Source organism: Geobacillus thermodenitrificans subsp. thermodenitrificans DSM 465 (assembly GCF_000496575.1).
GTDB classification, from domain to species: domain Bacteria; phylum Bacillota; class Bacilli; order Bacillales; family Anoxybacillaceae; genus Geobacillus; species Geobacillus thermodenitrificans.
Map to the genome: position 1 here is coordinate 224,373 of NZ_AYKT01000006.1, position 20,114 is coordinate 244,486.

Genomic DNA, 20,114 nt, shown 5'->3' on the forward strand with positions numbered 1-20,114 from the left:
GATAGTCGATGAAGCGACTTCTTTTTGGAAAGGAACACGATTGCGATGGAGCGAATGATTGCGCTGTTGATTTTAGTTGTCCCCGGCTTGGCGGCAGCGCTCGGCATTAAATGGATGCGCGATGCGCTATTTGGCGTGATACAGCCGCCGTTTGCCGCCTTATGGCTGCAATTTCTCGCCGGGCTTGCGCTGTTTGCTGCCGGTTTGGCATTTATCGGCGGTTTTTTGTTGCACCGTGACCGGAAACGAAACAAAGTGCAAGCTCGTTTTCAACGCAAACGAAAAACGCCTTAACGGTCATTCGTTAAGGCGTTTTTCCTTCCATTCTTTCGCACGGCGAGGATGGTCGGTAAAAATAGCATCAACCCCGTAGGCAAACATTGTTTTCATCGCTTCCGGCTTATTGATCGTAAACGGCCGAACAGCCAGCCCGCGACGTTGCGCATTCGCAACAAATGTAGCCGTCACTGTACGATAGTACGGATGCAACCCGTCTGCTTTCATCACCTTGACATACGTCCACGGGTCGTAGAGCGGCTCCATATAAAGAAGCGCTGTTTCGATCTCCGGCGCAACCATTCGGCAAAAACGCATGCTGTTATGGTTGAACGACGAAAAAATTGTCCGTTTCTCAAGCCCATAGCGGCGAACAAGGGCGATCGTTTTTTGTTCGAGCATTTCATAGGGAATGCGGTTATTTTTCAACTCAATGTTAATGAAAAGCTTTGTCGGTTCGAGCCAAGCGAGCACTTCTTCCAAATGAGGAATTGGGCAATGTCCGTATCGACCTCCCCATTTCGCCGCTGCGTTCAACTTGCGCAAATCGCGGTACGTCATGTCATGCACCCAGCCACTTCCGTCGGTCGTCCGATCGACTGTCTCGTCATGAATAACGACGATTTCACCGTCTTTGGTGAGCTGTACATCCAATTCAATGCCGTCAGCCCCTACTCTTTCCGCTTCGCGAAACGCCACCATCGTGTTTTCCGGGTGAGTTCCGGCCGCGCCACGATGGGCAAAAATCAGTGTCATTCGTCTTCTCCCTTTCGTGTATAATGACCGTTCGGCCAACAGGACTAGCCGACGCCGACGATCATTCGTTATACTAAAACTAATGTATGATGAAATGAGGTGAACATGATGCAACCGCTGAAAATTTCGTTGGAAACGGCGCAAAAACTAGCTAAAGCGCTCGGAATCCCGATTGAACGGGTGATGCATATGCCCCCGCACATTTTAATGCAAAAACTGCTCGAGCTCGAGAAAAAGGAAAACGAACATGACCCATCCTAACCATTTGGCATCCCAATGTGAAAAACTCGAGTGCCATCACCGTTGTGTTTAAACTTTTCCACTCTTTTCCGATGAGCAGCGTGATGGAACAGTTATGCTCTTTACATATTTGGGGAATATAAACCATGGGGTGATGATAGATGAAAAAACATCTTCTCATGGTTTATTTTTTGATATTGTCGTTTGTTTCAATCTTGTTCTATGCCTATCCGACGCACTCCTATGCAGGCGAACAGTGTCCCAATGCTTCGGAACTCGCGCCCGTTTCTTCGGCAGACAAACCGGAACTTCTTCACGCATTAAAAACGATAATCCCTTCGCTTTATCCGGGGAAAGAGTACAGTGAATGGGAAGTGGAAGAAGCGCTGATGCTCGCTGAATCAAAAACCCCTTATGTTCAAATGGCCGAATCGTTATGCGGCAAACCAATCGCCCAACATTCATGGGTCGTCAAACTCCGTTTCCCTAAATTGCTGCCTAGTGCAAGTTTGTCGGAAGGAGTCATATTTGTAGCCAAACATCAAGAAAAGGGCTGGATCGCTTGGTATAAATACAAATAAGAGAAGGCAAAACGAAACGCCTTTGGCACACTAGGCGAATCACCGGCCTTGAACCGCATTGTGCATCATCAACAGGAAAAGGTGTCCCATCCATGGGACACCTGACGTCATGCCATGATTTTCTCTCATCGTTACGACGCCTTATGTTCCAATCTTAGCTTGTCGGCTACCATCGCGATAAATTCGGAATTCGTCGGCTTCGCTTTCGAGACGCTGACAGTGTAGCCGAACAGCGAGGAAATCGATTCGAGGTTGCCTCGGCTCCATGCAACTTCAATCGCATGACGGATGGCTCGCTCGACACGGCTGGCGGTCGTGTTGTATTTTTTAGCGATATCAGGATACAGCACTTTAGTGATCGAACCGAGCAATTCGATGTCGTGATACACCATGGCGATCGCCTCGCGCAAATACAAATACCCTTTAATATGGGCCGGGACGCCGATTTCATGGATGATGCTCGTAATGCTCGCATCCAAGTTTTTCGGCTTATTGTCGCGCGCTTGATACGCCGGGGCTACTTTTTTAGCAGCCGGTGCGGTTTTTCCGTAAATTTGTCGGATATGATGAACTAAATTTTCCATATCAAACGGTTTTAAAATAAAATAGGAAGCGCCGAGTTCGACCGCTTTTTTCGTCACATCTTCCTGACCAAACGCCGTCAACATGATAACGTTCGGCTGGTGCTCAAAGCTAGTACGAACTTTCTCAAGCACGGCCAACCCGTCCAAATGTGGCATAATGATATCCAAAATCAAAATGTCCGGCTGCTTCTCTTCAAGCATATGCAAGCAGTCTTGGCCGTTATATGCTGTACCAATCACTTCCATGTCCGACTGATTCGAAATATATTCATCAAGCAACGTCACCAATTCACGGTTATCGTCGGCAATGCACACTTTAATGCTCAAACCAATCGTCCTCCCCCATTTTTTCTTGCTATGTAATATTCCGTTAACGTACATTCGACAACAGTGGCAAAAAATCCTTTTATTTTTCATCAATTAGCAAAAAATAAAAATTATAACAAAAAGCGAGCCTATTAGACAACGTTCGCTTCCAAAAAATGCTTATTTGTCGAAAAATCTTTACACGTTTCATTTTAACGGATGTTTCACCAAATATCTATGCCAAATCAGCAAAAATTTTGCCGCCTTTTTTGAAAAAAATTTTGCAACGACCAAAAAAGCGAGCCGACTCGGTCAGCTCGCTTTTCTTTGTTTGCCATATAAATCGATTCCTGCTTCCTGCAACATCCATTCGATATGGACACCATAGCCCGATGTCGGATCGTTGACAAAAACATGCGTCACTGCACCAACGAGCTTTCCATCTTGAATAATTGGACTGCCGCTCATCCCTTGGACGATACCGCCCGTTTTCTTCAACAGCCGCGGGTCGGTGACGCGAATGACAAGCCCTTTTGTCGCCGGGAATTTTTGCGGAATGGTGTTAACAATTTCCACATCAAATTGTTCGACTTTGTCATTCTCCACCACCGTCAACATTTTCGCCGGCCCTTCTTTCACCTGACTCGCCAATGCGACCGGAATCGGATTCGTAATCGGGCCATCTGGCAACGATTTTGTCAGTTTGCCAAAAATGCCAAACGGACTGTTATTCGTAATGGTACCAATGACTTCCCCGCCATCGGAGAAGCGAGCTAATTTTTCCCCTGGATTGCCGCTCGTCCCCTTTTCAATAGACGTAACGGTCGAGCGCATAATTTGTCCGTCTTGGACAACAATCGGTTTTTTCGTATCCATATCGGAAATGACATGGCCGAGTGCGCCATATTTTTTCGATTTCGGGTCATAAAATGTCATCGTCCCGATGCCAGCGGCAGAATCGCGGATGTATAAACCGATGCGGTACACGTCGTCATGCTTATCTTTCAGTGGAACGAGCTTCGTTGTCATGGAATGCTGGTCGCGCAGAATTTGCAGATGAAGCGGTTTTCCTGTTTTGCCAGCTTCCTCAATGAAAGGGGAGAGGTCACTCATGTTTTCAATTTTTTTACCATTAATGCCGGTAATGATATCGCCAACTTGAATACCAGCCGCTTCCCCCGGCGATTTTTTTCCGTTTTCGGTTTCCACGAGATGGTAACCAACGACAAGAACACCGACCGTATTGAGTTTCACACCGATCGATTGCCCGCCGGGAACGACTTTCAGCGTTGGCAACACGTTGACATCCACTTGCTTAACCGGCATCCCTGCAACTTGCAAAACCATTGTTTCCTGTCCGCTTTGTTTCGCTTTTACAGACAACGAACCGTTTTTTCGCTCAACTTCGAGCGTTTCGGGAGCGTTTCGGTCATTGGCGGTTGCTTGCACCGGAAGAGAGGCGGCTTCAAACTTGACCGCGTCTCCTTCAAACAGCACAAGCTGTTTCGGAATTTGCCAATATTCTTTCATTGGCTTGGAAAAACCGATGACCATCAATATCCCAAGGAGAAGCACTCCTATCATTTTTCGCGCCGTTTCTCTATTCAATGTCGTTCACTCTCCTCGCTCCCGCCTACACCATACAAAAACGGTTACAGTTTTAATTTTGCCTGAACAGGGGAAAATATAATCGCGGCACGAATAAAAAAAGCTGCCTAGGATGGATAGCATTACATCCCCAGCAGCACATCAAACGCCTGCCGTCAAATCAGACGGCTTGGTGAGGGAAAGACTCAGCACAAATCAAGCAACCGTACACGGTCTGGAAGTAAATGTTATTGTTTCATTTTGGCCGCCAGTTCTAACAGTTCTTTGGCATGCTGTTTTGTCAACTCCGTCATTTCGACGCCGGAAATCATTCGCCCGATTTCTTTCACCTTCTCCTCCTCATCCAACTTTTTCACCACTGTTTTCGTCCGCGTTCCGTCCGTTTCTTTGGCGATGAATAAATGCGTGTCCGCCATGGCAGCCACTTGCGGCAGGTGAGAAATGCAAAGCACTTGTGAACCGCTGGCAATGCGGTAAATTTTTTCGGCGATCGCTTGGGCAACACGACCGCTGACGCCTGTATCCACCTCGTCGAAAATAATCGACGTCACCCCTTGATGTTTGGAAAAAATCGTTTTCAACGCTAACATAATCCGTGACAATTCACCGCCCGAAGCAACTTTAGCGAGCGGTTTCAACGGCTCGCCGACGTTCGTCGAAATGTAAAACTCAACGACGTCGATGCCATCTTCGTGAAACTTAACCGGCACGCCATCAACCAATGGAGCATCGAGTGGTCCTTCACGTTTCGCAAAGATGATGTCAAACTGCGTCTTCTCCATGTACAAATCTTTTAACTCTTGGTGAATGCGTTCAATCAGCTCCCGGGCGTAAGTGCGGCGAACGTTGGTCACGTTTTCCGCCTCCATCAGCAAATCGCTTGTCACTGCTGCGAGCTGCCGCTCAAGTTCATGCACATGGGTCTCACGGTTTTCAATCGTCTCGATTTCCTCAGCAATCGCCTCAGCATATTGCAAAATATCAGCGATCGTTGCGCCGTATTTTCGTTTTAACTGCTGGATTTCAGCGAGGCGGCTTTCGATGGCGTCAAGCCGCGCCGGGTCATACTCAAGCTCCTCGAGCTGGTCGCGCAGCTTGTACATCACTTCTTCAAGCAAATAGTAGCTGTTGGCAACTGTTTCGTACGCCTCCTTCAGCGCAGCATCCATCGCGGCGACATCATCGAGGTGGCCCATCGCTTCCCCGATCGAATCAAGGCCGCGTCCTTCACCGGAGAGCGCTTCATAGCTTTTTTGGATGGCACTGTATATCTTTTGAAAGTTGACAATGCGCACTTTTTCTTCCATCAGCCGTTCGTCTTCTCCGAGCTCGAGTGTGGCCTGTTCGATTTCGCGCAGCTGAAATGTCAATAAATCAAGTCGATGCGCCATTTGCTGTTCATTTTCACTCAGCTTTTTTAATTTTTTCACCAACGCTTCATGCTGTTCATAGACAGCGCGGTAGCGTGCGAGCGCCTCCGCCATCTCCGCACCGCCGAATTCATCAAGAAGCGGTAAATGACGCGATGGATCCATCAGCTCTTGATGTTCATGCTGACCGTGAATATCGACAAGCGTCGCTCCAACTTCCCGCAATATGGCGGTTGTCACCAGCTTGCCGTTAATGCGGCAGACGCTTTTGCCGTTAGCCAAAATGTCGCGGCGCAAAACGACCATTCCTTCGCTCACATCGATGCCGACCTCAGCGCACTTTTGGCAACATGGGTGGCGGTCATCATCAAGCAAAAACAGCCCTTCGATTTCTGCCTTTTCCGCGCCGAAACGGACAAATTCGGCGGAACCGCGCCCGCCGATCAATAGATGAATCGCATCAATGATGATCGATTTACCAGCCCCTGTTTCGCCGGTTAACACTGTCAGTCCTTTGTCAAAGGACAAAGATAGCGATTCAATGATCGCGAAATTTTTAATCGACAGCTCGGCGAGCATCCCATCACCCCTTGAACGTTCGAATGGCGCGTATGTTGTCCATCTTCATTCTTGTTATCGAACATGCGTTCACGTTCATAATTGAGGACCGTTCCCGTTTTCCTTCTCCCTAGCACGGGGGGGGAACGTCGGGCCGGTCCTCGGTCAGAGCATTGACAGCAGCTGGTTGGACACTTTTTTTGCATCTTTCGGCGTCCGGCAAATAATGAGGCACGTATCGTCACCGCAAATCGTGCCGACGATTTCACCCCAATCCAAATTGTCGAGCAAGACACCGATGGCGTGAGCGTTGCCCGGCAACGTCCGCAACACGAGCAAGTTGCCGGTTCCATCTAGCTTAATGAACACGTCGACAAGCGCCCGTTTCAGCTTCTGCAACGGATTGAAGCGCTGATCGGACGGAAGGCTGTATTTATAGCGGCCGTTAGCCATCGGCACTTTGACGAGCTGCATCTCTTTAATATCGCGCGATACGGTCGCTTGAGTAACGTTAAAGCCCGCTTCTTTCAGCCGGTCGACGAGCTCGTCTTGCGTTTCGATGTCGCTGTTCATAATAATTTCGCGAATTTTTATGTGCCGTTGCCCTTTGTTCAAATCGAGCCACCTCCTTATGTTCAAAGATGCAGGTTTTCTGCCCGTTCCGCCCTGCAGGGGCCCACCTTTTTCACAGAAGACGCTTATTTAGCATCTGATTCTCGTTGTCCGGTCCGCAAGCGATCGTGCGCCTCGTTCACGATATGGGCGATCGGCGCCGAAAGACGATTTTCGCCTTTCTCTCCACCAGAATAGACGACATGAAGCAAAAACTCAATGTTGCCGTCGCCGCCGGTGATTGGCGAATAAGACAAATGGAGGATATCGAACCCTTCGGCACAGGCAAATTGAACGATCGACTCAAGCACTTCCCGATGAACATCCGGATCGCGGACGATCCCTTTTTTACCGACGTTTTCCTTGCCGGCTTCAAACTGCGGCTTGACGAGGGCGATCACATCACCGCCCGGCACAATAACCGTCTTAACGACAGGCAAAATGAGTCGAAGCGAAATGAATGATACGTCAATAACCGCTACTTCCGGCATCCCTTTTGTAAACAAATCTGGCGTCACGTAACGGAAGTTCGTTCGCTCCATGACAACGACGCGCTCGTCCTGACGAAGCTTCCACGCGAGCTGGTTATAGCCGACGTCAACGGCGTACGATAACTTCGCTCCGTGTTGTAAAGCACAATCAGTAAATCCGCCAGTCGACGCGCCGATATCAAGCACAATTTTATTTTCAACGCTGATCTGAAACTCACGCAACGCTTTTTCCAATTTTAAGCCGCCGCGGCTGACATATGGAAGCGGATTGCCTTTCACCTCAAGCGGGATGTCAGCCGGCACTTTTTCTCCGGGTTTCTCGAGCCGGACATCGTTTGAATAGACAAGCCCGGCCATGATGGCCCGCTTCGCCTTTTCCCGCGTTTCTGCCAACCCGCGTTCAACAAGCAACACATCGAGCCGTTCTTTCTTTCCTTTCATCTTTCTCAAGCCCTTTTCTGTTTTCTTGGCATAATCGTTTTGATGCGATCAGCGACATGGGCTGCCGTCAGCCCGATTTCGTCCAGCAGCTCGCTGACACTTCCATGCTCGATAAAGCGATCAGGAATGCCCATCCGTTCAATGACCGCCTGGTGGTAGCCATGGTCATGGGCAAATTCAAGCACGGAACTGCCAAAACCGCCTTGCAAGACCGCCTCTTCAATCGTTAATATCGGCAGACGGCTCTCGAGCAATTCGTGAAGCATCGCTTCATCCATCGGCTTCAGAAAGCGGGCATTGACGACTTTCACCGACACGCCGTCTCTCGCCAACTGTTCAGCCGCCTCAAGCGCCATCGAAATCGTCGTCCCAAACGTTAAAATCACCGCATCGCTGCCGTCGCGCAGCACCTCCCATGTGCCGATCGGAATTTCTTTCAGTTCCTCATCAAGCGGAACGCCAAGTCCGTTACCGCGCGGAAAACGCATGGCGATCGGCCCGTCATCATAGCGGAGGGCAGTGTACACCATATGCTGGCCTTCGTTTTCATCCTTTGGCATCATCAAAACAAGGTTCGGCACATGGCGCAAAAAGGCGATGTCAAACACCCCTTGATGTGTTTCGCCGTCAGCACCGACAAGTCCGGCGCGGTCAATGGCGAAAAAGACGTTTAAATTTTGCCGGCATACGTCATGAACCACTTGATCATATGCCCGCTGCAAAAACGTCGAGTAAATGGCCAAAAACGGTTTCATCCCTTGCGTTGCCAGTCCGGCCGCAAGCGTCGTCGCATGCTGTTCGGCGATGCCAACATCAAACATCCGATCCGGAAATTCGCTCGCAAACCCTTCAAGCTTCGAACCAACCGGCATCGCCGGTGTAATGGCGACAATGCGCGGGTCAGTGCGGGCAATCCGGCGTACTGTTTCACTGACCAGCCCGCTCCATGACGGTCCCCCTTCTTTTGTCTTGACAAAGGTACCAGTTTCGATTTTGTATGGCCCTGTGCCGTGCCACGTGCCGACTTTGTCATTTTCTGCCGGGCTGTAGCCTTTCCCTTTTTTCGTGATCACGTGCACAAGAACCGGGCCTTTCACCTTCTTCGCATAGCGCAAGTTTTCAAGCAAATCCTCAAAATCGTGGCCGTCAACCGGACCTAAATACGTAAACCCAAGCTCCTCAAAAAACACGCCGGAAACGAGCAAGTACTTTAAACTGTCCTTCAACCGCTCAGCGGTCGCCGCCAACTTGCCGCCGACCGCCGGAATGCGTTTGAGCAACAGTTCGAGCTCGTCCTTGACCCATTGGTATTTGCCGGCGGTGCGCAGTCGGCCAAGAATGTTGTGCAACGCTCCGACGTTCGGGGCGATGGACATTTCATTATCGTTTAAGATCACGATCATATCCGTTTTTTCATGACCGATATGGTTGAGCGCCTCAAGCGCCATCCCACCGGTCAACGCTCCATCGCCGATAATCGGCACAATGTATTCATCCGTCCCTTTCAAATCGCGGGCGATCGCCATTCCCATCGCTGCCGACAGCGATGTCGAGCTATGACCGGTTTCCCAGACATCATGCTCGCTTTCACTCCGCTTCGGAAACCCCGACAGCCCTTTATATTGCCGAAGCGTATCAAACTCGGCGGCGCGCCCGGTCAAAATTTTATGCACGTACGACTGATGGCCGACGTCCCAAATGAGCTTATCTTTCGGGCTGTCAAACTCCCGATGAAGGGCGATCGTCAGCTCGACGACCCCTAAATTTGGACCGATATGTCCGCCTGTTTTCGACAGCTTTTCAATTAAAAATCGCCGGATATCGGCGCTTAACTGTTTCAGCTGGGGAATCGACATGGTTTTTACCACGCGCGGATGTTCAATTTTCGTTAAGTCCAACAAGATCACTCGCTTTCATTTGGTCGTTCTCCGAGCCGGTTCTCCCATGATACAGGTAGTATTATTATACATGATTCGGCACGAAAAATCGACTTTTGCCGATGAAGCAAGGCCATGCCGTCCGTTCTGTGAGTATAGCACAAAAGAAATGCAGAAAGAATCGGGCGGGGAGTTGTGGCACCTACTTGTCGAACGGAGAACAAAAAACAGCCGCCTTCGGTTCCGAATCAAAACAAACGCGGAGCGAAGGCGGCTGTCTCATGATTAGTGGTCGCGGACAGCGACAAGTTCGCAAATATAGGCGAGCGTGGCACCATCAACATCAGCTTGCTGTAAATGACGCTTCGCCGCATCAATATGAAACGCCAGTTTTTCTTTTGCACCGGCAAGCGACAGCAGCGCCGGGTAGGTGGCCTTATGATTTTCACGGTCGCTGCCGACCCGTTTTCCAATTTTCTCTTCCGTTCCTTCAATGTCAAGAATATCGTCACGAATTTGAAAGGCGAGACCTAAATGAGCGGCAAATTCGTTAAGCTCGCGCATTTGCCGGGCATCGGCGCCACCGAGTAGCGCCCCGGCATGCACACTATATTGCAGCATTTTTCCGGTTTTGTGACGGTGGATGTATTCCAGTTCGGCGAGCGCCAGTGTTTTTCCTTCTCCTTCCATATCAGCGACTTGCCCGGCCACCATCCCTTCCGGGCCAGCCGCTTTCGCCAGCTCTGCGATCAACTGCAGCCGGACATCAACAGGCACACGTTCATCATGGATCTCGGCGATCAATTGAAACGCGTACGTCAACAGCCCATCTCCCGCCAAAATGGCCATCGCCTCACCAAACACTTTATGGTTTGTCGGCTTGCCGCGCCGTAAATCGTCATTGTCCATGCTCGGCAAATCGTCATGGATAAGCGAATACGTATGGATCATTTCAATCGCGCAAGCCACCGGCAGGCCGAGCGACGGATTTTGGCCGAGCGCTTGAATCGTTGACAACAACAAGAGCGGGCGAATGCGCTTGCCGCCGGCTTCAAGCGAGTAAGCCATCGCTTTTTTCAGCGTCTCCGGACCATGAAGCTGAGCAATGTAGCGAGACAATGCCGCCTCAACAGCCTGTTTTTGCTCGTTTAAAAATTGTTCAATCTCAAGCGACGCCACCTGTCATGCCTCCTCTGGCGAAAAAGGAACGAGCTCGCCGTCTTCGCGCAACATATACTCGAGCTGTTTTTCAACGTGCTGCAATTTATCATGGCAAAGTTTCGACAGTTTCATGCCTTCTTGAAAAAAGGCAATGGCATCTTCAAGCGGCACGTTTCCCTCTTCCAATTTTTCAACGATCGATTCCAGCTGTTTCATTGCTTCTTCAAACGTCATTTCTTTTTCTTCGCTCATGTCGTTTTTTCCTCCACTCCCATCACTTGGCAATCGACTTGTCCGTCTTGAACCCGGATGGACAGGCGCTCACCGACCTGGAGTTGACCGATCCGTTTCACAAGCTCGTGCCGCTCATTGTACACCAAACTATAGCCGCGTTCCATGATGCGGAGCGGGCTGAGCGCTTCCAGCCGAGCGACATGGGAACGAAAGCGGAACGCATGGCGCTCCAAGGCGGTGCGCATCGCTTTTTCAAGCGCGACGGCGGTCGCTTTTTGCCGCTCTTTCATCCGCTCAAGCTCCGCCTCCGGGTGATGGCGCCACAGTCTCAGGTGCAATTCTCGCAGCCGCTGGCGTTTTTTATCCACCAGCCGTTCGCGTTGGCGGGCGAGTCGTTCGAGCAACGCGTCGAGCTGCTGCTCTTTTTGTTCATAAAGACGCTTCGGATAGCGGAATGCGTACGACGCCTGTAGTCGAGCGAGCCGCTCCTGGTTGGCCGCCAGCCGCTCTTTCATGGCACGGATGAGCCGCCATTTCCGCTCGGCGATCCGCTCAGCCAACTCCCCGATGTGCGGCACTGCCAGCTCAGCCGCCGCCGTCGGCGTTGGCGCCCGCAAATCCGCGACAAAATCGGCGATGGTAAAATCCGTCTCGTGGCCGACGGCGGAAATGACCGGCACGCGGGAAGCGAAAATGGCGCGGGCGACGATTTCTTCGTTAAACGCCCACAGCTCTTCAATCGAGCCGCCCCCGCGACCGACGATAAGCACGTCAACCTCGCTAAAATCATTCGCCCGCTCGATAGCGCGCACGATCGACGGCGCTGCCCCTTCCCCTTGCACGAGCGCTGGAAATAAAATGACTTTCGCGAGCGGATAGCGACGACGAATCGTCGTCATAATATCCCGCACCGCCGCCCCGGTCGGTGACGTGACGACGCCGACACAGCGCGGAAACGCTGGCAGCGGCTTTTTATGAGCCGACGAAAACAGCCCTTCCGCTTCAAGCCGCTGTTTCAGCTGTTCGTACGCTAAATATAGGCGGCCGATGCCTTCCGGCTGCATTTCTTTCACATATAGTTGATAGTTGCCGTTCGGTTCATAGACGGAAATTTCCCCGCGTACGAGCACGTTCATTCCGTCTTCGGGGCGGAACGGCAAATGCTGATTGTAGCCGGCGAACATGACCGCGGCGATGCGCGCCTCGCTATCTTTTAATGTAAAGTACATATGGCCGCGCGAATGCTGTTTAAAGTTTGAAATCTCACCTTTTATCCATAAATCGCGCAAATGGGGATCAACGTCGAATTTGCGCTTGATGTATTTTGTCAGCGCTCCGACGGTCACGTATTTTACTTCCACAAAAAACGCCCTCACTTCGCAGCGAGCTGCCGTGCTGCTTCCATCGTATTGTGCAACAGCATCGTAATCGTCATCGGCCCGACCCCTCCCGGCACCGGCGTCACATAGCTGGCCACTTCTTTGACGGCGTCGAAATCGACATCACCGCACAATTTGCCGCTCTCCAGTCGGTTGACGCCGACGTCAATGACGACCGCTCCCGGCTTCACATGTTCCGGGCCGATAAGGCGTGCCTTGCCGACAGCAACGATTAAAATGTCAGCCTGGCGGGTGATGGCGGCCAAATCCGGTGTTTTCGAGTGAGCGTAGGTGACGGTCGCATGTTCACGCAAAAACAGCTGGCCGACCGGCTTGCCGACGATATTGCTGCGTCCGACGACGACAACATGCTTTCCGGCGATGTCGATGCCGGCCGATTTGACCATCACCAGTACGCCGTGCGGGGTGCACGGAAGAAACGCCGGCTGGCCGATCATCATTTTTCCAACATTAATCGGATGAAACCCGTCGACATCTTTTTCCGGAGCGATTGTTTCAATCACCGACCACTCGCGAATATGAGCAGGTAGCGGCAGCTGCACTAAAATGCCGTGCACTGTCGGATCAGCGTTCAGCTCTTGAATTTTGGCGAGCAACTCTTCTTCGCTGATCGTGGCCGGAAATGTGTAAAGGAGTGAACGAATGCCGACTTCGGCACACGCTTTTTGTTTTCCTTTCACATAGGAATGCGATGCGGGGTCGTCGCCAACAAGAATGACGGCCAGTCCCGGTTCGATGCCGTTTGCCTTTAACTTTGCTACTTCATCCGCCAATTCGGCGCGAATCGTTTTTGCCAATTCCGTTCCGCTAATGATTTGTGCTGTCATTGTGTCTCGCTTCCCCTCTCCTCATTCATTGGTCAATATGAGTCCGCCTACACCTAGGTAAATCGAAACTTCGTTTGCTGCTTGCGGTTGTTACTTTTGCAACGCCGCTTTCACTTTTGAAAGCACGCCGTTGACAAAGCTTCCGGATTTCCAATCGCCAAATTTTTTCGCTAGTTCAACCGCCTCATCGAGGCTGACACTCACTGGCACGTCATCGACATATTTCATTTCATACGTCGCCATTCGTAAAATAACCCGGTCAACATTGGCGACCCGCTCGAGCTTCCATTTTTCCAAATTCGAGCGCAACAGCTCGTCAATTTCCGCCCGGTGCTCAATAACACCGAATACGAGCTGGCGCAAAAACGGATCCACTTCGCCGCTTCCTGTCACATTGCCGATCGCCTCATCAGGAGGAATGTGACCAACATCGATTTGGAATAGCGCCTGTAACGCCTTTTCGCGTGCTTCATGCCGCTTCATTACCTTCCTCCTCCCTAAACACGAACATTTATATTGAAATCATATCATATTTTTCGGAAAAAGCCAGCCCTTTCCCACAAATCATTAGCGATACCGGTTTGCTACCGCTAGCCGTGCTAACGGCCCCGTTCATTACAATAACAAACTTTGGCGAAAAAAACAAAAGGCGGCTGCTTCGAAAGCAGCTGCCTTTTGTTGCGTTACCGTTGTTCGACCGCATCTTGCTCCGGCTTTCCGGTCTCAAACTGGATGCCGACAATGTGGACGTTTACTTCGCTCGTTTCCAAGCCAGTCATGTTCCAAAGCGCTTGGCGCACATTTTCTTGCACTTTTTTCGCCACGTTTGGAATCGATGCGCCGAATTGAACAAGACAGTACAGATCGATCACGACGCCGTCGTCGCGCAAGTCGACTTTCACACCTTTGCCATGATATTTTTTGCCGAACCGTTCCGCGACGCCGGCGGCGAAATTGCCGCGCATTTGCGCGATGCCGTCAACTTCGCTCGCCGCGATGCCGGCGATCACTTCAATGACCTCCGGTGCGATTTCCACTTTGCCAAGCCCAGCATACTCCTGACTGGGTTCAAACACATGTTCAGACATAAGGCACCTCCTATTCCGCCTTCATAATATCATATAACTCCAAAAACTTTGTATTAAACTCGCCGCTTTGAAATTTCTCATGCTCCATTAATTTTATGTGGAACGGAATCGTCGTATGAATGCCTTCGATGATAAACTCGCCAAGCGCTCGTCTCATGCGGGCGATCGCTTCCTCGCGCGTCGGTGCATGGACGATCAATTTAGCGATCATCGAGTCGTAATACGGCGGAATCGCATAACCTGGATAAGCAGCGGAATCGACGCGCACACCCGGCCCACCTGGCGGCAAGTACATGGCGATTTTCCCCGGCGACGGCATGAAGTTTTTCGCCGGATTTTCCGCGTTGATGCGGCATTCAATCGCCCAACCGTTAAAGACGACGTCCTCTTGGGTGAGGGACAGCTTTTCACCGGATGCGATGCGGATTTGCTCTTTCACTAAATCGACGCCAGTGATCAACTCGGTGACTGGATGCTCGACTTGAATGCGCGTATTCATCTCCATGAAATAAAACTCGTTGTTCCGGTGGTCGAAAATAAATTCAACCGTGCCGGCGCCGGTGTAATTGACCGCTTTTGCCGCCTTGACCGCCGCTTCGCCCATTTTTTGGCGAATCTCATCATCGAGCGCTGGCGATGGAGCTTCTTCAACAAGCTTTTGCAGCCGGCGCTGAATCGTGCAGTCGCGCTCGCCGAGATGGATCGTATTGCCGTACGAATCGGCCAGCACTTGAATCTCAACATGGCGAAAATCTTCAATATACTTTTCAATATACACGCCTGGATTGCCGAATGCAGTTGCCGCTTCTTGCTGAGTGATGTTAATCCCTTTGATGAGCTCCTCTTCGTTGCGGGCGACGCGAATCCCTTTTCCACCGCCGCCGGCCGTCGCTTTAATGATGACCGGGTAGCCGATCTCTGCGGCGATGGCCCGCGCTTCATCAATGCTTTCAATCACTCCGCGCGATCCGGGCACGATCGGCACGCCGGCTTCACGCATCGTCTCGCGAGCGATATCTTTAATGCCCATTTTTGTAATCGCTTCCGGACTCGGACCGATAAACGTAACATTGCACTCACGGCACAGCTCGGCAAATGCCTCATTCTCCGCCAAAAATCCGTAACCCGGGTGAATGGCGTCACAACCGGTTAGCGTGGCGACGCTCATGATGTTCGTGAAATTTAAATAACTGTCTTTTGAAGCGGTCGGTCCGATGCAGTACGCCTCATCCGCGAGCTGCACATGCAGGGCGTCGCGATCAGCTTCCGAAAACACGGCGACCGTCTCAATGCCGAGCTCGCGGCAAGCGCGGATGATGCGGACAGCGATTTCCCCGCGGTTTGCCACTAACACTTTTTTGATCATTCTCCGTTCTCTCCCTTATTCAGGCTTGACCAAAAATAACGGCTGGCCGTATTCGACGAGCTGGCCGTTTTGCACGAGCACCTCGACAATTTCGCCGTCGACTTCCGCTTCAATTTCATTAAACAGCTTCATCGCTTCAATAATGCAAACAACCGTATCTTTTTTCACTTTATCGCCCGGCTTCACATAAGGCGGCTTATCTGGCGCCGGAGCAGCGTAAAACGTGCCGACCATCGGCGACGTAATTTGGTGGAAGTTGCCCTCTGGCGCTTGCTTGACTTCCGGAGCAGCTGGTTTTTCCGCTTCTGGAGCCGGCGCTTCCGGAGCGGCTGTTTGAACCGGAGGAGCTGTCGGAGCCGGTTCAACAACGACCGGAGCAGCAGGCGTCGCCTGTACGGCTACCGTCGGCTCGGCTGCAACAGCCGTCGCGGCTTTTTTCATATGTACTTTCGTTTCACCTTGTTCGTATACAAATTCGTCGATCGAAGATTGGTCAACCAACCGAATCAATTCACGGATTTCTTGAATTTTCATCGACCTCACACCTTTCTTCCATTGTCAAGAAGTCCATTCTTAGCAGAAGGTAATAAAACGCGCTCATAACGATTATACACACAACCATAGGACAAACAAAAGGTTTTTGTGCAAAAAAGAAGCTGCTCCTATATCGAGCAGCACGTTCATCCCGCCGGCTGGAACTCAACGGTCACATATTCGGCGTCCGGAATTTCCTTTTTCACCATATGGATCACTTCGTTGGCCGATTTGGCTGAGCTTTCTTTCGCTTTAATCGTCACGCGCACTTGGTCGTCATCAGCGCGCACGAACACATCTTCATAACCGCCTTTTGATTTAATAAGTGTCTCCAATGTCGCTTCTTTTTCAGACAGAGCTTGCAGCTGTTCAATTTTATCCAACGCCTCATTTTTCTCTTCCGCCGTCGCGTTCGCCGAAGCGACGATGGCGTTCAGCTCATCGCGCAGCCGGCTTCGTTCATCTTCAATTTTCATGCGCAGCGCCATAAACAAATCATCGTCTGTTTTGTCAGCTTTTGATGGATTGTCTTTCGCCCCCGTTTCTTCAATGGAGACACTTGGCTGTTCTTTTGTTTTATCTGCTTTGCCATTGGTGGTAAACGCTGTGCTGTCCCCCATCTCTTTTGGTGCCGTCACGTAATAGACCGATAGCACAACCACTAAGCTTAACATCGTCAACAGCCACACGGTTTGTTTTTTCAACATGCCGATCTCCTCCCCTTACCCGGTCATTTTTTCGGCAAGACAGCGACGCGATAGCTTGGAACGTTTAACACTCGCGTCACAGCCTCGACAATCCATTTTTTAATTTGCAAGTTGTCCGCTCCTTTAGCGACGACAAGCACGCCACGAATGTCAGGCTTTTTCGTGGCGACAACAAGCGGCGTTTCTTCTTCGCCGTTGCGGATAATGATCACTTCTTCATTGGTTGACTCGTTTTCAATCGTCCGTTTTCCGCCTTCCTTGTCGCCTTCCTTCGTTGTTTGCTTCTGGGTCGATCGTTTTTTCTCAAATAATTTCAACTCTGTCGAATCAAGGTTGACAACTACGGTGACATCCTCCACTCCTTCAATGGCTTCGAGTGCGGCTTTTAATTCTTTTTCATACCTTTCCTCATAGGCGGCAATCACTTTCTCTTTCGTCTCTTTGCTTGACAAAAACGCCGGCTCGGATGGAGCATCTGATTGCTCAGCGGAAGGCGTTGCCGGAACATCTTCCCCACTTTTCGTAAAGTGGCTCACTACCATAAGCGCAACGCCGGCCAACAACAGGGCCACAACATAGGAAAACGGCATTTTTTTTCGGACTCCATCCCCGTCCCCTTCTTTCGGCGGCGAGGAGAAGAGCCGTTTTATAAACTGGAGCATCCCCCCTATTCCCTCCCCCTAATTTGTACGGCAATTTTATTTTTATCGACTTCCCACTTGCCGGCGAGAAAGGTGCGCACCTCTTCGGCCAGCGATGCATCGCCCTCAAGCGAAGCCGGTGGTTTCGTCGTATCGATGATGACCGGCTCCACCGTCCCGGCAGGTTGTTGTTTAGAAAGTACGACTTCGATCCTCTCGATGTCATCCGGCATGCGCCAACTTTCTTTGTCATCAGCGTAAATGTTGACATCAGCCTTCAATCCATACTTTTCCATCAACTCCTCATTTACGTCGTTTTCCAACTGGACAGCCATTTGTTCTAAAATATATGCGCGTTGTGAAGCTTGTATTTCTTTTTTCTTTTGCTCGATTTGATTTTTTATCGTTTCATCGCTCGTTTGGCCGTCGGAAAAACGGGCGATTGCCGAAGCGACTAGCTGTTCCGGATCAATCGAGGTGAGCTGGAGCACGGGCCTGAGCATCACGAGCAACAGCATGAGTCCGATGGCCATTTTGACATATTTTTGCATCGTTCCGGACGGCAGCAAAAAGTCGATGACGATGGCAAACAGCAAAAACAAAATGATGTTCGTAACCCATTCAATGACAAACTGCATACCGTTCCTCCTAGCGGACCATCATCGTAATGTTCCCTGCCATGACCATAACCGTAAGACTGAGGAAAAACATCAGCGATACGATGAGCAGCGCCGCTAACACATAGCCGATGCTTTTGCTGATGATGTTGAGGCATGAAAGCACCGGCCCGCCGCCGAGCGGCTGCAATAAGGCGGCTGATAGTTTGTAGACGATGACAATCGCGAAAATTTTCACCGCTGGAAAGAGAGCGATCATTAATAAAATCGCTACCCCAACTAACCCAACAGCGTTTTTCAGCAGCATGGAAGCAGCGACAACTGTATCGGCGGCATCAGTAAACAGTTTGCCGACGACTGGAATGAAGTTGCCGGTGACAAACTTCGCCGCCCTTAAAGCGACGCCATCCGCCACCGCCGTTGTTGCCCCACGCACTGACATCACCCCAAGAAAAACCGTTAAAATGATGCCGAGCAAACCGAGGGCGACTTTGTTCAACAAATCGGCAAGCTGGGTCGCCTTATACCGGTCGCTGAGCGTGCTGACAATAGCAAGTAGCGCCGCCAGCAACAAAAGGGGCAATGTGACATATTCAACGACCGTCCCTGTTGTGTTCATCAAAAACAAAATGATCGGGTGAAAAAACGCTGCCGATACAACCCCGCCAGAAGAAGCAAGCAGCGCGAGCAGCAGCGGGATGAGAGCGATGATGAAATGGCTCATCGTCTGCACTGCCCCAAGTGCATAGTCAGCAGCGAGGCGAAAGCTATTTAGAGCAATCAGCAACAGCACCATATAGATGACCGCTTGGGCAATTTTGCTCACCTCCTGCTGAGCGAACGCGTTTTGCAATGATTGCAGCACCGTGCTGAATACAGCGAGCAAAATGAGCGTGCCGAGCAACTTCCCGTTTACTTGCAATTCGTAAAATAAGTAACGGGTGAGCGCTTTCAGCCATTCAGCAGGCGACCATTGCCGCTCACCGCTTAAAAAATCGGCAAGTGATCCTTTTTCGCTTTCCGGCAAAAAGCCGCCGTATTCGTTGACGATCGTTTCCCAATAGCGGCGAATATCGCTCACATCAAGCCGGGCGAGCTGCTCACTGATAGACGGCTCGTTGCTTTCAGCTTGTACAACTAGCGGACAAAAAAAGAGAAAAAGCAGTCCGGCCATAAGGAACGCTGTCCGTTTCAATTCGTTCCCTCCTTATCGTGCCGTCGGAATGAGGCTAACGACCGCTTCAATAATGGCGGTCAAAATCGGAACAGCAAGCGCCAAAATGACAATTTTGCCGCCGAGCTCAATTTTGGCGGCAATCGCCCCTTGACCAGCGTCCTTGGAAATTTGTGCGGCAAATTCGGCAATGTAGGCAATGCCGATAATCTTCAACATCGTTTCTAAGTACACCATTTGGATATGGGCGCCCTCCGCCATTTCCCGCAGCATCAGCAAAATTTCACTAATTTGGTCAACAAGCAGCAAGAAAATCGTGCAGCCAACAAAAACCGTTAATAAAAAGGCGAGGTTTGATTTTTGTTCCTTTAACAATGCAACTAAAAACGTCGCAATCAACCCGAGGCTGACAATTTGCAAAATATCAATGGCCAATCCCCCCTACCCGTGAAACAAAAAGACGTCTTTAATTTTTTGGAACAAATCGCTCACAATCGAGGCGACCATAAACAAAATATAAATAAAGCCGAGCAGCGTCACCCATTGGGCGTATTCTTTCCGTCCCATCTGATCGAGCACCGTATGCAAAAACGCGATGACGATGCCGACGCCGGCGATTTTTAAAATGATATCGACATCGATGCCCATTCATTCCTGCCTCCTGT

The 20,114-nt window shown here is 50.6% G+C and carries 24 protein-coding genes; 3 read left to right on the forward strand and 21 right to left on the reverse strand.

Going from position 1 to position 20,114, the window contains the following annotated elements; all coding sequences use genetic code 11:
• Positions 1-45 precede the first annotated feature (45 nt).
• Positions 46-294 (forward strand): DUF2627 domain-containing protein, encoded by a 249-nt coding sequence (locus DSM465_RS0107745; protein ID WP_008879793.1) that lies wholly within the window; start codon positions 46-48, stop codon positions 292-294.
• 3 nt (positions 295-297) lie between these two features.
• On the opposite strand, the gene DSM465_RS0107750 is transcribed toward DSM465_RS0107745, so the two are convergent.
• Positions 298-1,032 carry a glycerophosphodiester phosphodiesterase gene (locus DSM465_RS0107750; protein WP_011887777.1) on the reverse strand — a complete coding sequence of 245 codons (735 nt, stop codon included), beginning with the start codon at positions 1,030-1,032 and terminating at the stop codon, positions 298-300.
• Positions 1,033-1,140: 108 nt separating this feature from the next.
• On the opposite strand from DSM465_RS0107750, the gene DSM465_RS18885 reads away from it, so the two are divergent.
• Both DSM465_RS18885 and DSM465_RS0107760 read left to right on the forward strand, forming a co-directional pair.
• Positions 1,141-1,293, forward strand: a complete 153-nt coding sequence (locus DSM465_RS18885) for a YycC family protein (RefSeq protein ID WP_078172643.1) — start codon at positions 1,141-1,143, stop codon at positions 1,291-1,293.
• Between the two features lie 140 nt (positions 1,294-1,433).
• Positions 1,434-1,853, forward strand: a complete 420-nt coding sequence (locus DSM465_RS0107760; protein WP_029761059.1) for a hypothetical protein — start codon at positions 1,434-1,436, stop codon at positions 1,851-1,853.
• Positions 1,854-1,984: 131 nt separating this feature from the next.
• Here the strand turns inward: DSM465_RS0107760 and spo0A are convergent, their stop codons facing one another.
• The 20 genes from spo0A to spoIIIAC form a co-directional block, all read right to left on the reverse strand.
• Positions 1,985-2,764: a sporulation transcription factor Spo0A gene (gene spo0A / locus DSM465_RS0107765; RefSeq protein ID WP_008879797.1), complete on the reverse strand. Its 780-nt coding sequence runs from the start codon at positions 2,762-2,764 to the stop codon at positions 1,985-1,987.
• A 291-nt stretch (positions 2,765-3,055) separates the two neighbouring features.
• Positions 3,056-4,351 carry a SpoIVB peptidase gene (gene spoIVB, locus DSM465_RS0107770; protein ID WP_011887780.1) on the reverse strand — a complete coding sequence of 432 codons (1,296 nt, stop codon included), beginning with the start codon at positions 4,349-4,351 and terminating at the stop codon, positions 3,056-3,058.
• A gap of 227 nt (positions 4,352-4,578) precedes the next feature.
• Positions 4,579-6,300, reverse strand: coding sequence for a DNA repair protein RecN (gene recN / locus DSM465_RS0107775; RefSeq protein ID WP_008879799.1), 1,722 nt, complete (start codon positions 6,298-6,300; stop codon positions 4,579-4,581).
• A 144-nt stretch (positions 6,301-6,444) separates the two neighbouring features.
• Positions 6,445-6,894 (reverse strand): transcriptional regulator AhrC/ArgR, encoded by a 450-nt coding sequence (gene ahrC / locus DSM465_RS0107780; RefSeq protein ID WP_008879800.1) that lies wholly within the window; start codon positions 6,892-6,894, stop codon positions 6,445-6,447.
• 83 nt (positions 6,895-6,977) lie between these two features.
• A complete protein-coding gene (locus DSM465_RS0107785) occupies positions 6,978-7,823 on the reverse strand; it encodes a TlyA family RNA methyltransferase (RefSeq protein ID WP_029761060.1) in 846 nt (281 codons plus the stop codon).
• A 5-nt stretch (positions 7,824-7,828) separates the two neighbouring features.
• Positions 7,829-9,721 (reverse strand): 1-deoxy-D-xylulose-5-phosphate synthase, encoded by a 1,893-nt coding sequence (dxs, locus tag DSM465_RS0107790; RefSeq protein WP_011887782.1) that lies wholly within the window; start codon positions 9,719-9,721, stop codon positions 7,829-7,831.
• Between the two features lie 264 nt (positions 9,722-9,985).
• Positions 9,986-10,879 carry a polyprenyl synthetase family protein gene (locus DSM465_RS0107795; RefSeq protein ID WP_008879803.1) on the reverse strand — a complete coding sequence of 298 codons (894 nt, stop codon included), beginning with the start codon at positions 10,877-10,879 and terminating at the stop codon, positions 9,986-9,988.
• Between the two features lie 3 nt (positions 10,880-10,882).
• Positions 10,883-11,113 carry an exodeoxyribonuclease VII small subunit gene (locus tag DSM465_RS0107800; RefSeq protein WP_008879804.1) on the reverse strand — a complete coding sequence of 77 codons (231 nt, stop codon included), beginning with the start codon at positions 11,111-11,113 and terminating at the stop codon, positions 10,883-10,885.
• On the reverse strand, positions 11,110-12,456 hold the full coding sequence (gene xseA / locus DSM465_RS0107805) for an exodeoxyribonuclease VII large subunit (protein ID WP_008879805.1): 1,347 nt from the start codon (positions 12,454-12,456) through the stop codon (positions 11,110-11,112). The genes DSM465_RS0107800 and xseA overlap by 4 nt, the downstream gene beginning before the upstream one ends.
• Positions 12,457-12,467: 11 nt before the next feature.
• Positions 12,468-13,322 carry a bifunctional methylenetetrahydrofolate dehydrogenase/methenyltetrahydrofolate cyclohydrolase FolD gene (gene folD / locus DSM465_RS0107810; RefSeq protein ID WP_011887783.1) on the reverse strand — a complete coding sequence of 285 codons (855 nt, stop codon included), beginning with the start codon at positions 13,320-13,322 and terminating at the stop codon, positions 12,468-12,470.
• 90 nt (positions 13,323-13,412) lie between these two features.
• The gene (nusB, locus tag DSM465_RS0107815; RefSeq protein ID WP_008879807.1) at positions 13,413-13,805 is read right to left on the reverse strand and encodes a transcription antitermination factor NusB; all 393 of its coding nucleotides are present in this window, start codon (positions 13,803-13,805) and stop codon (positions 13,413-13,415) included.
• Positions 13,806-14,005: 200 nt separating this feature from the next.
• The gene (locus DSM465_RS0107820; protein WP_008879808.1) at positions 14,006-14,410 is read right to left on the reverse strand and encodes an Asp23/Gls24 family envelope stress response protein; all 405 of its coding nucleotides are present in this window, start codon (positions 14,408-14,410) and stop codon (positions 14,006-14,008) included.
• Positions 14,411-14,420: 10 nt separating this feature from the next.
• Positions 14,421-15,776 (reverse strand): acetyl-CoA carboxylase biotin carboxylase subunit, encoded by a 1,356-nt coding sequence (accC, locus tag DSM465_RS0107825; RefSeq protein ID WP_008879809.1) that lies wholly within the window; start codon positions 15,774-15,776, stop codon positions 14,421-14,423.
• A gap of 15 nt (positions 15,777-15,791) precedes the next feature.
• Positions 15,792-16,310 carry an acetyl-CoA carboxylase biotin carboxyl carrier protein gene (accB, locus tag DSM465_RS0107830; RefSeq protein ID WP_008879810.1) on the reverse strand — a complete coding sequence of 173 codons (519 nt, stop codon included), beginning with the start codon at positions 16,308-16,310 and terminating at the stop codon, positions 15,792-15,794.
• Positions 16,311-16,456: 146 nt separating this feature from the next.
• Positions 16,457-17,017, reverse strand: coding sequence for a SpoIIIAH-like family protein (locus DSM465_RS0107835; protein WP_008879811.1), 561 nt, complete (start codon positions 17,015-17,017; stop codon positions 16,457-16,459).
• Positions 17,018-17,040: 23 nt separating this feature from the next.
• Positions 17,041-17,679, reverse strand: coding sequence for a stage III sporulation protein AG (gene spoIIIAG, locus DSM465_RS0107840; RefSeq protein WP_008879812.1), 639 nt, complete (start codon positions 17,677-17,679; stop codon positions 17,041-17,043).
• A gap of 5 nt (positions 17,680-17,684) precedes the next feature.
• Positions 17,685-18,296, reverse strand: coding sequence for a stage III sporulation protein AF (spoIIIAF, locus tag DSM465_RS0107845; RefSeq protein ID WP_008879813.1), 612 nt, complete (start codon positions 18,294-18,296; stop codon positions 17,685-17,687).
• Between the two features lie 10 nt (positions 18,297-18,306).
• Positions 18,307-19,470: a stage III sporulation protein AE gene (spoIIIAE, locus tag DSM465_RS0107850; protein WP_008879814.1), complete on the reverse strand. Its 1,164-nt coding sequence runs from the start codon at positions 19,468-19,470 to the stop codon at positions 18,307-18,309.
• 12 nt (positions 19,471-19,482) lie between these two features.
• Positions 19,483-19,884: a stage III sporulation protein AD gene (gene spoIIIAD, locus DSM465_RS0107855; protein ID WP_008879815.1), complete on the reverse strand. Its 402-nt coding sequence runs from the start codon at positions 19,882-19,884 to the stop codon at positions 19,483-19,485.
• 6 nt (positions 19,885-19,890) lie between these two features.
• A complete protein-coding gene (gene spoIIIAC, locus DSM465_RS0107860; RefSeq protein ID WP_008879816.1) occupies positions 19,891-20,097 on the reverse strand; it encodes a stage III sporulation protein AC in 207 nt (68 codons plus the stop codon).
• Between the last annotated feature and the right edge of the window lie 17 nt (positions 20,098-20,114).

Coding starts and splice junctions, on each gene's coding strand:
- DSM465_RS0107745 (WP_008879793.1), top strand. CDS start 46: ATGGAGCGAATGATTGCGCTGTTGATTTTAGTTGTCCCCGGCTTGGCG.
- DSM465_RS0107750 (WP_011887777.1), bottom strand. CDS start 1,032: ATGACACTGATTTTTGCCCATCGTGGCGCGGCCGGAACTCACCCGGAA.
- DSM465_RS18885 (WP_078172643.1), top strand. CDS start 1,141: ATGCAACCGCTGAAAATTTCGTTGGAAACGGCGCAAAAACTAGCTAAA.
- DSM465_RS0107760 (WP_029761059.1), top strand. CDS start 1,434: ATGAAAAAACATCTTCTCATGGTTTATTTTTTGATATTGTCGTTTGTT.
- recN (WP_008879799.1), bottom strand. CDS start 6,300: ATGCTCGCCGAGCTGTCGATTAAAAATTTCGCGATCATTGAATCGCTA.
- DSM465_RS0107785 (WP_029761060.1), bottom strand. CDS start 7,823: ATGAAAGGAAAGAAAGAACGGCTCGATGTGTTGCTTGTTGAACGCGGG.
- DSM465_RS0107800 (WP_008879804.1), bottom strand. CDS start 11,113: ATGAGCGAAGAAAAAGAAATGACGTTTGAAGAAGCAATGAAACAGCTG.
- folD (WP_011887783.1), bottom strand. CDS start 13,322: ATGACAGCACAAATCATTAGCGGAACGGAATTGGCAAAAACGATTCGC.
- nusB (WP_008879807.1), bottom strand. CDS start 13,805: ATGAAGCGGCATGAAGCACGCGAAAAGGCGTTACAGGCGCTATTCCAA.
- DSM465_RS0107820 (WP_008879808.1), bottom strand. CDS start 14,410: ATGTCTGAACATGTGTTTGAACCCAGTCAGGAGTATGCTGGGCTTGGC.
- accC (WP_008879809.1), bottom strand. CDS start 15,776: ATGATCAAAAAAGTGTTAGTGGCAAACCGCGGGGAAATCGCTGTCCGC.
- accB (WP_008879810.1), bottom strand. CDS start 16,310: ATGAAAATTCAAGAAATCCGTGAATTGATTCGGTTGGTTGACCAATCT.
- DSM465_RS0107835 (WP_008879811.1), bottom strand. CDS start 17,017: ATGTTGAAAAAACAAACCGTGTGGCTGTTGACGATGTTAAGCTTAGTG.
- spoIIIAG (WP_008879812.1), bottom strand. CDS start 17,679: ATGCTCCAGTTTATAAAACGGCTCTTCTCCTCGCCGCCGAAAGAAGGG.
- spoIIIAF (WP_008879813.1), bottom strand. CDS start 18,296: ATGCAGTTTGTCATTGAATGGGTTACGAACATCATTTTGTTTTTGCTG.
- spoIIIAC (WP_008879816.1), bottom strand. CDS start 20,097: ATGGGCATCGATGTCGATATCATTTTAAAAATCGCCGGCGTCGGCATC.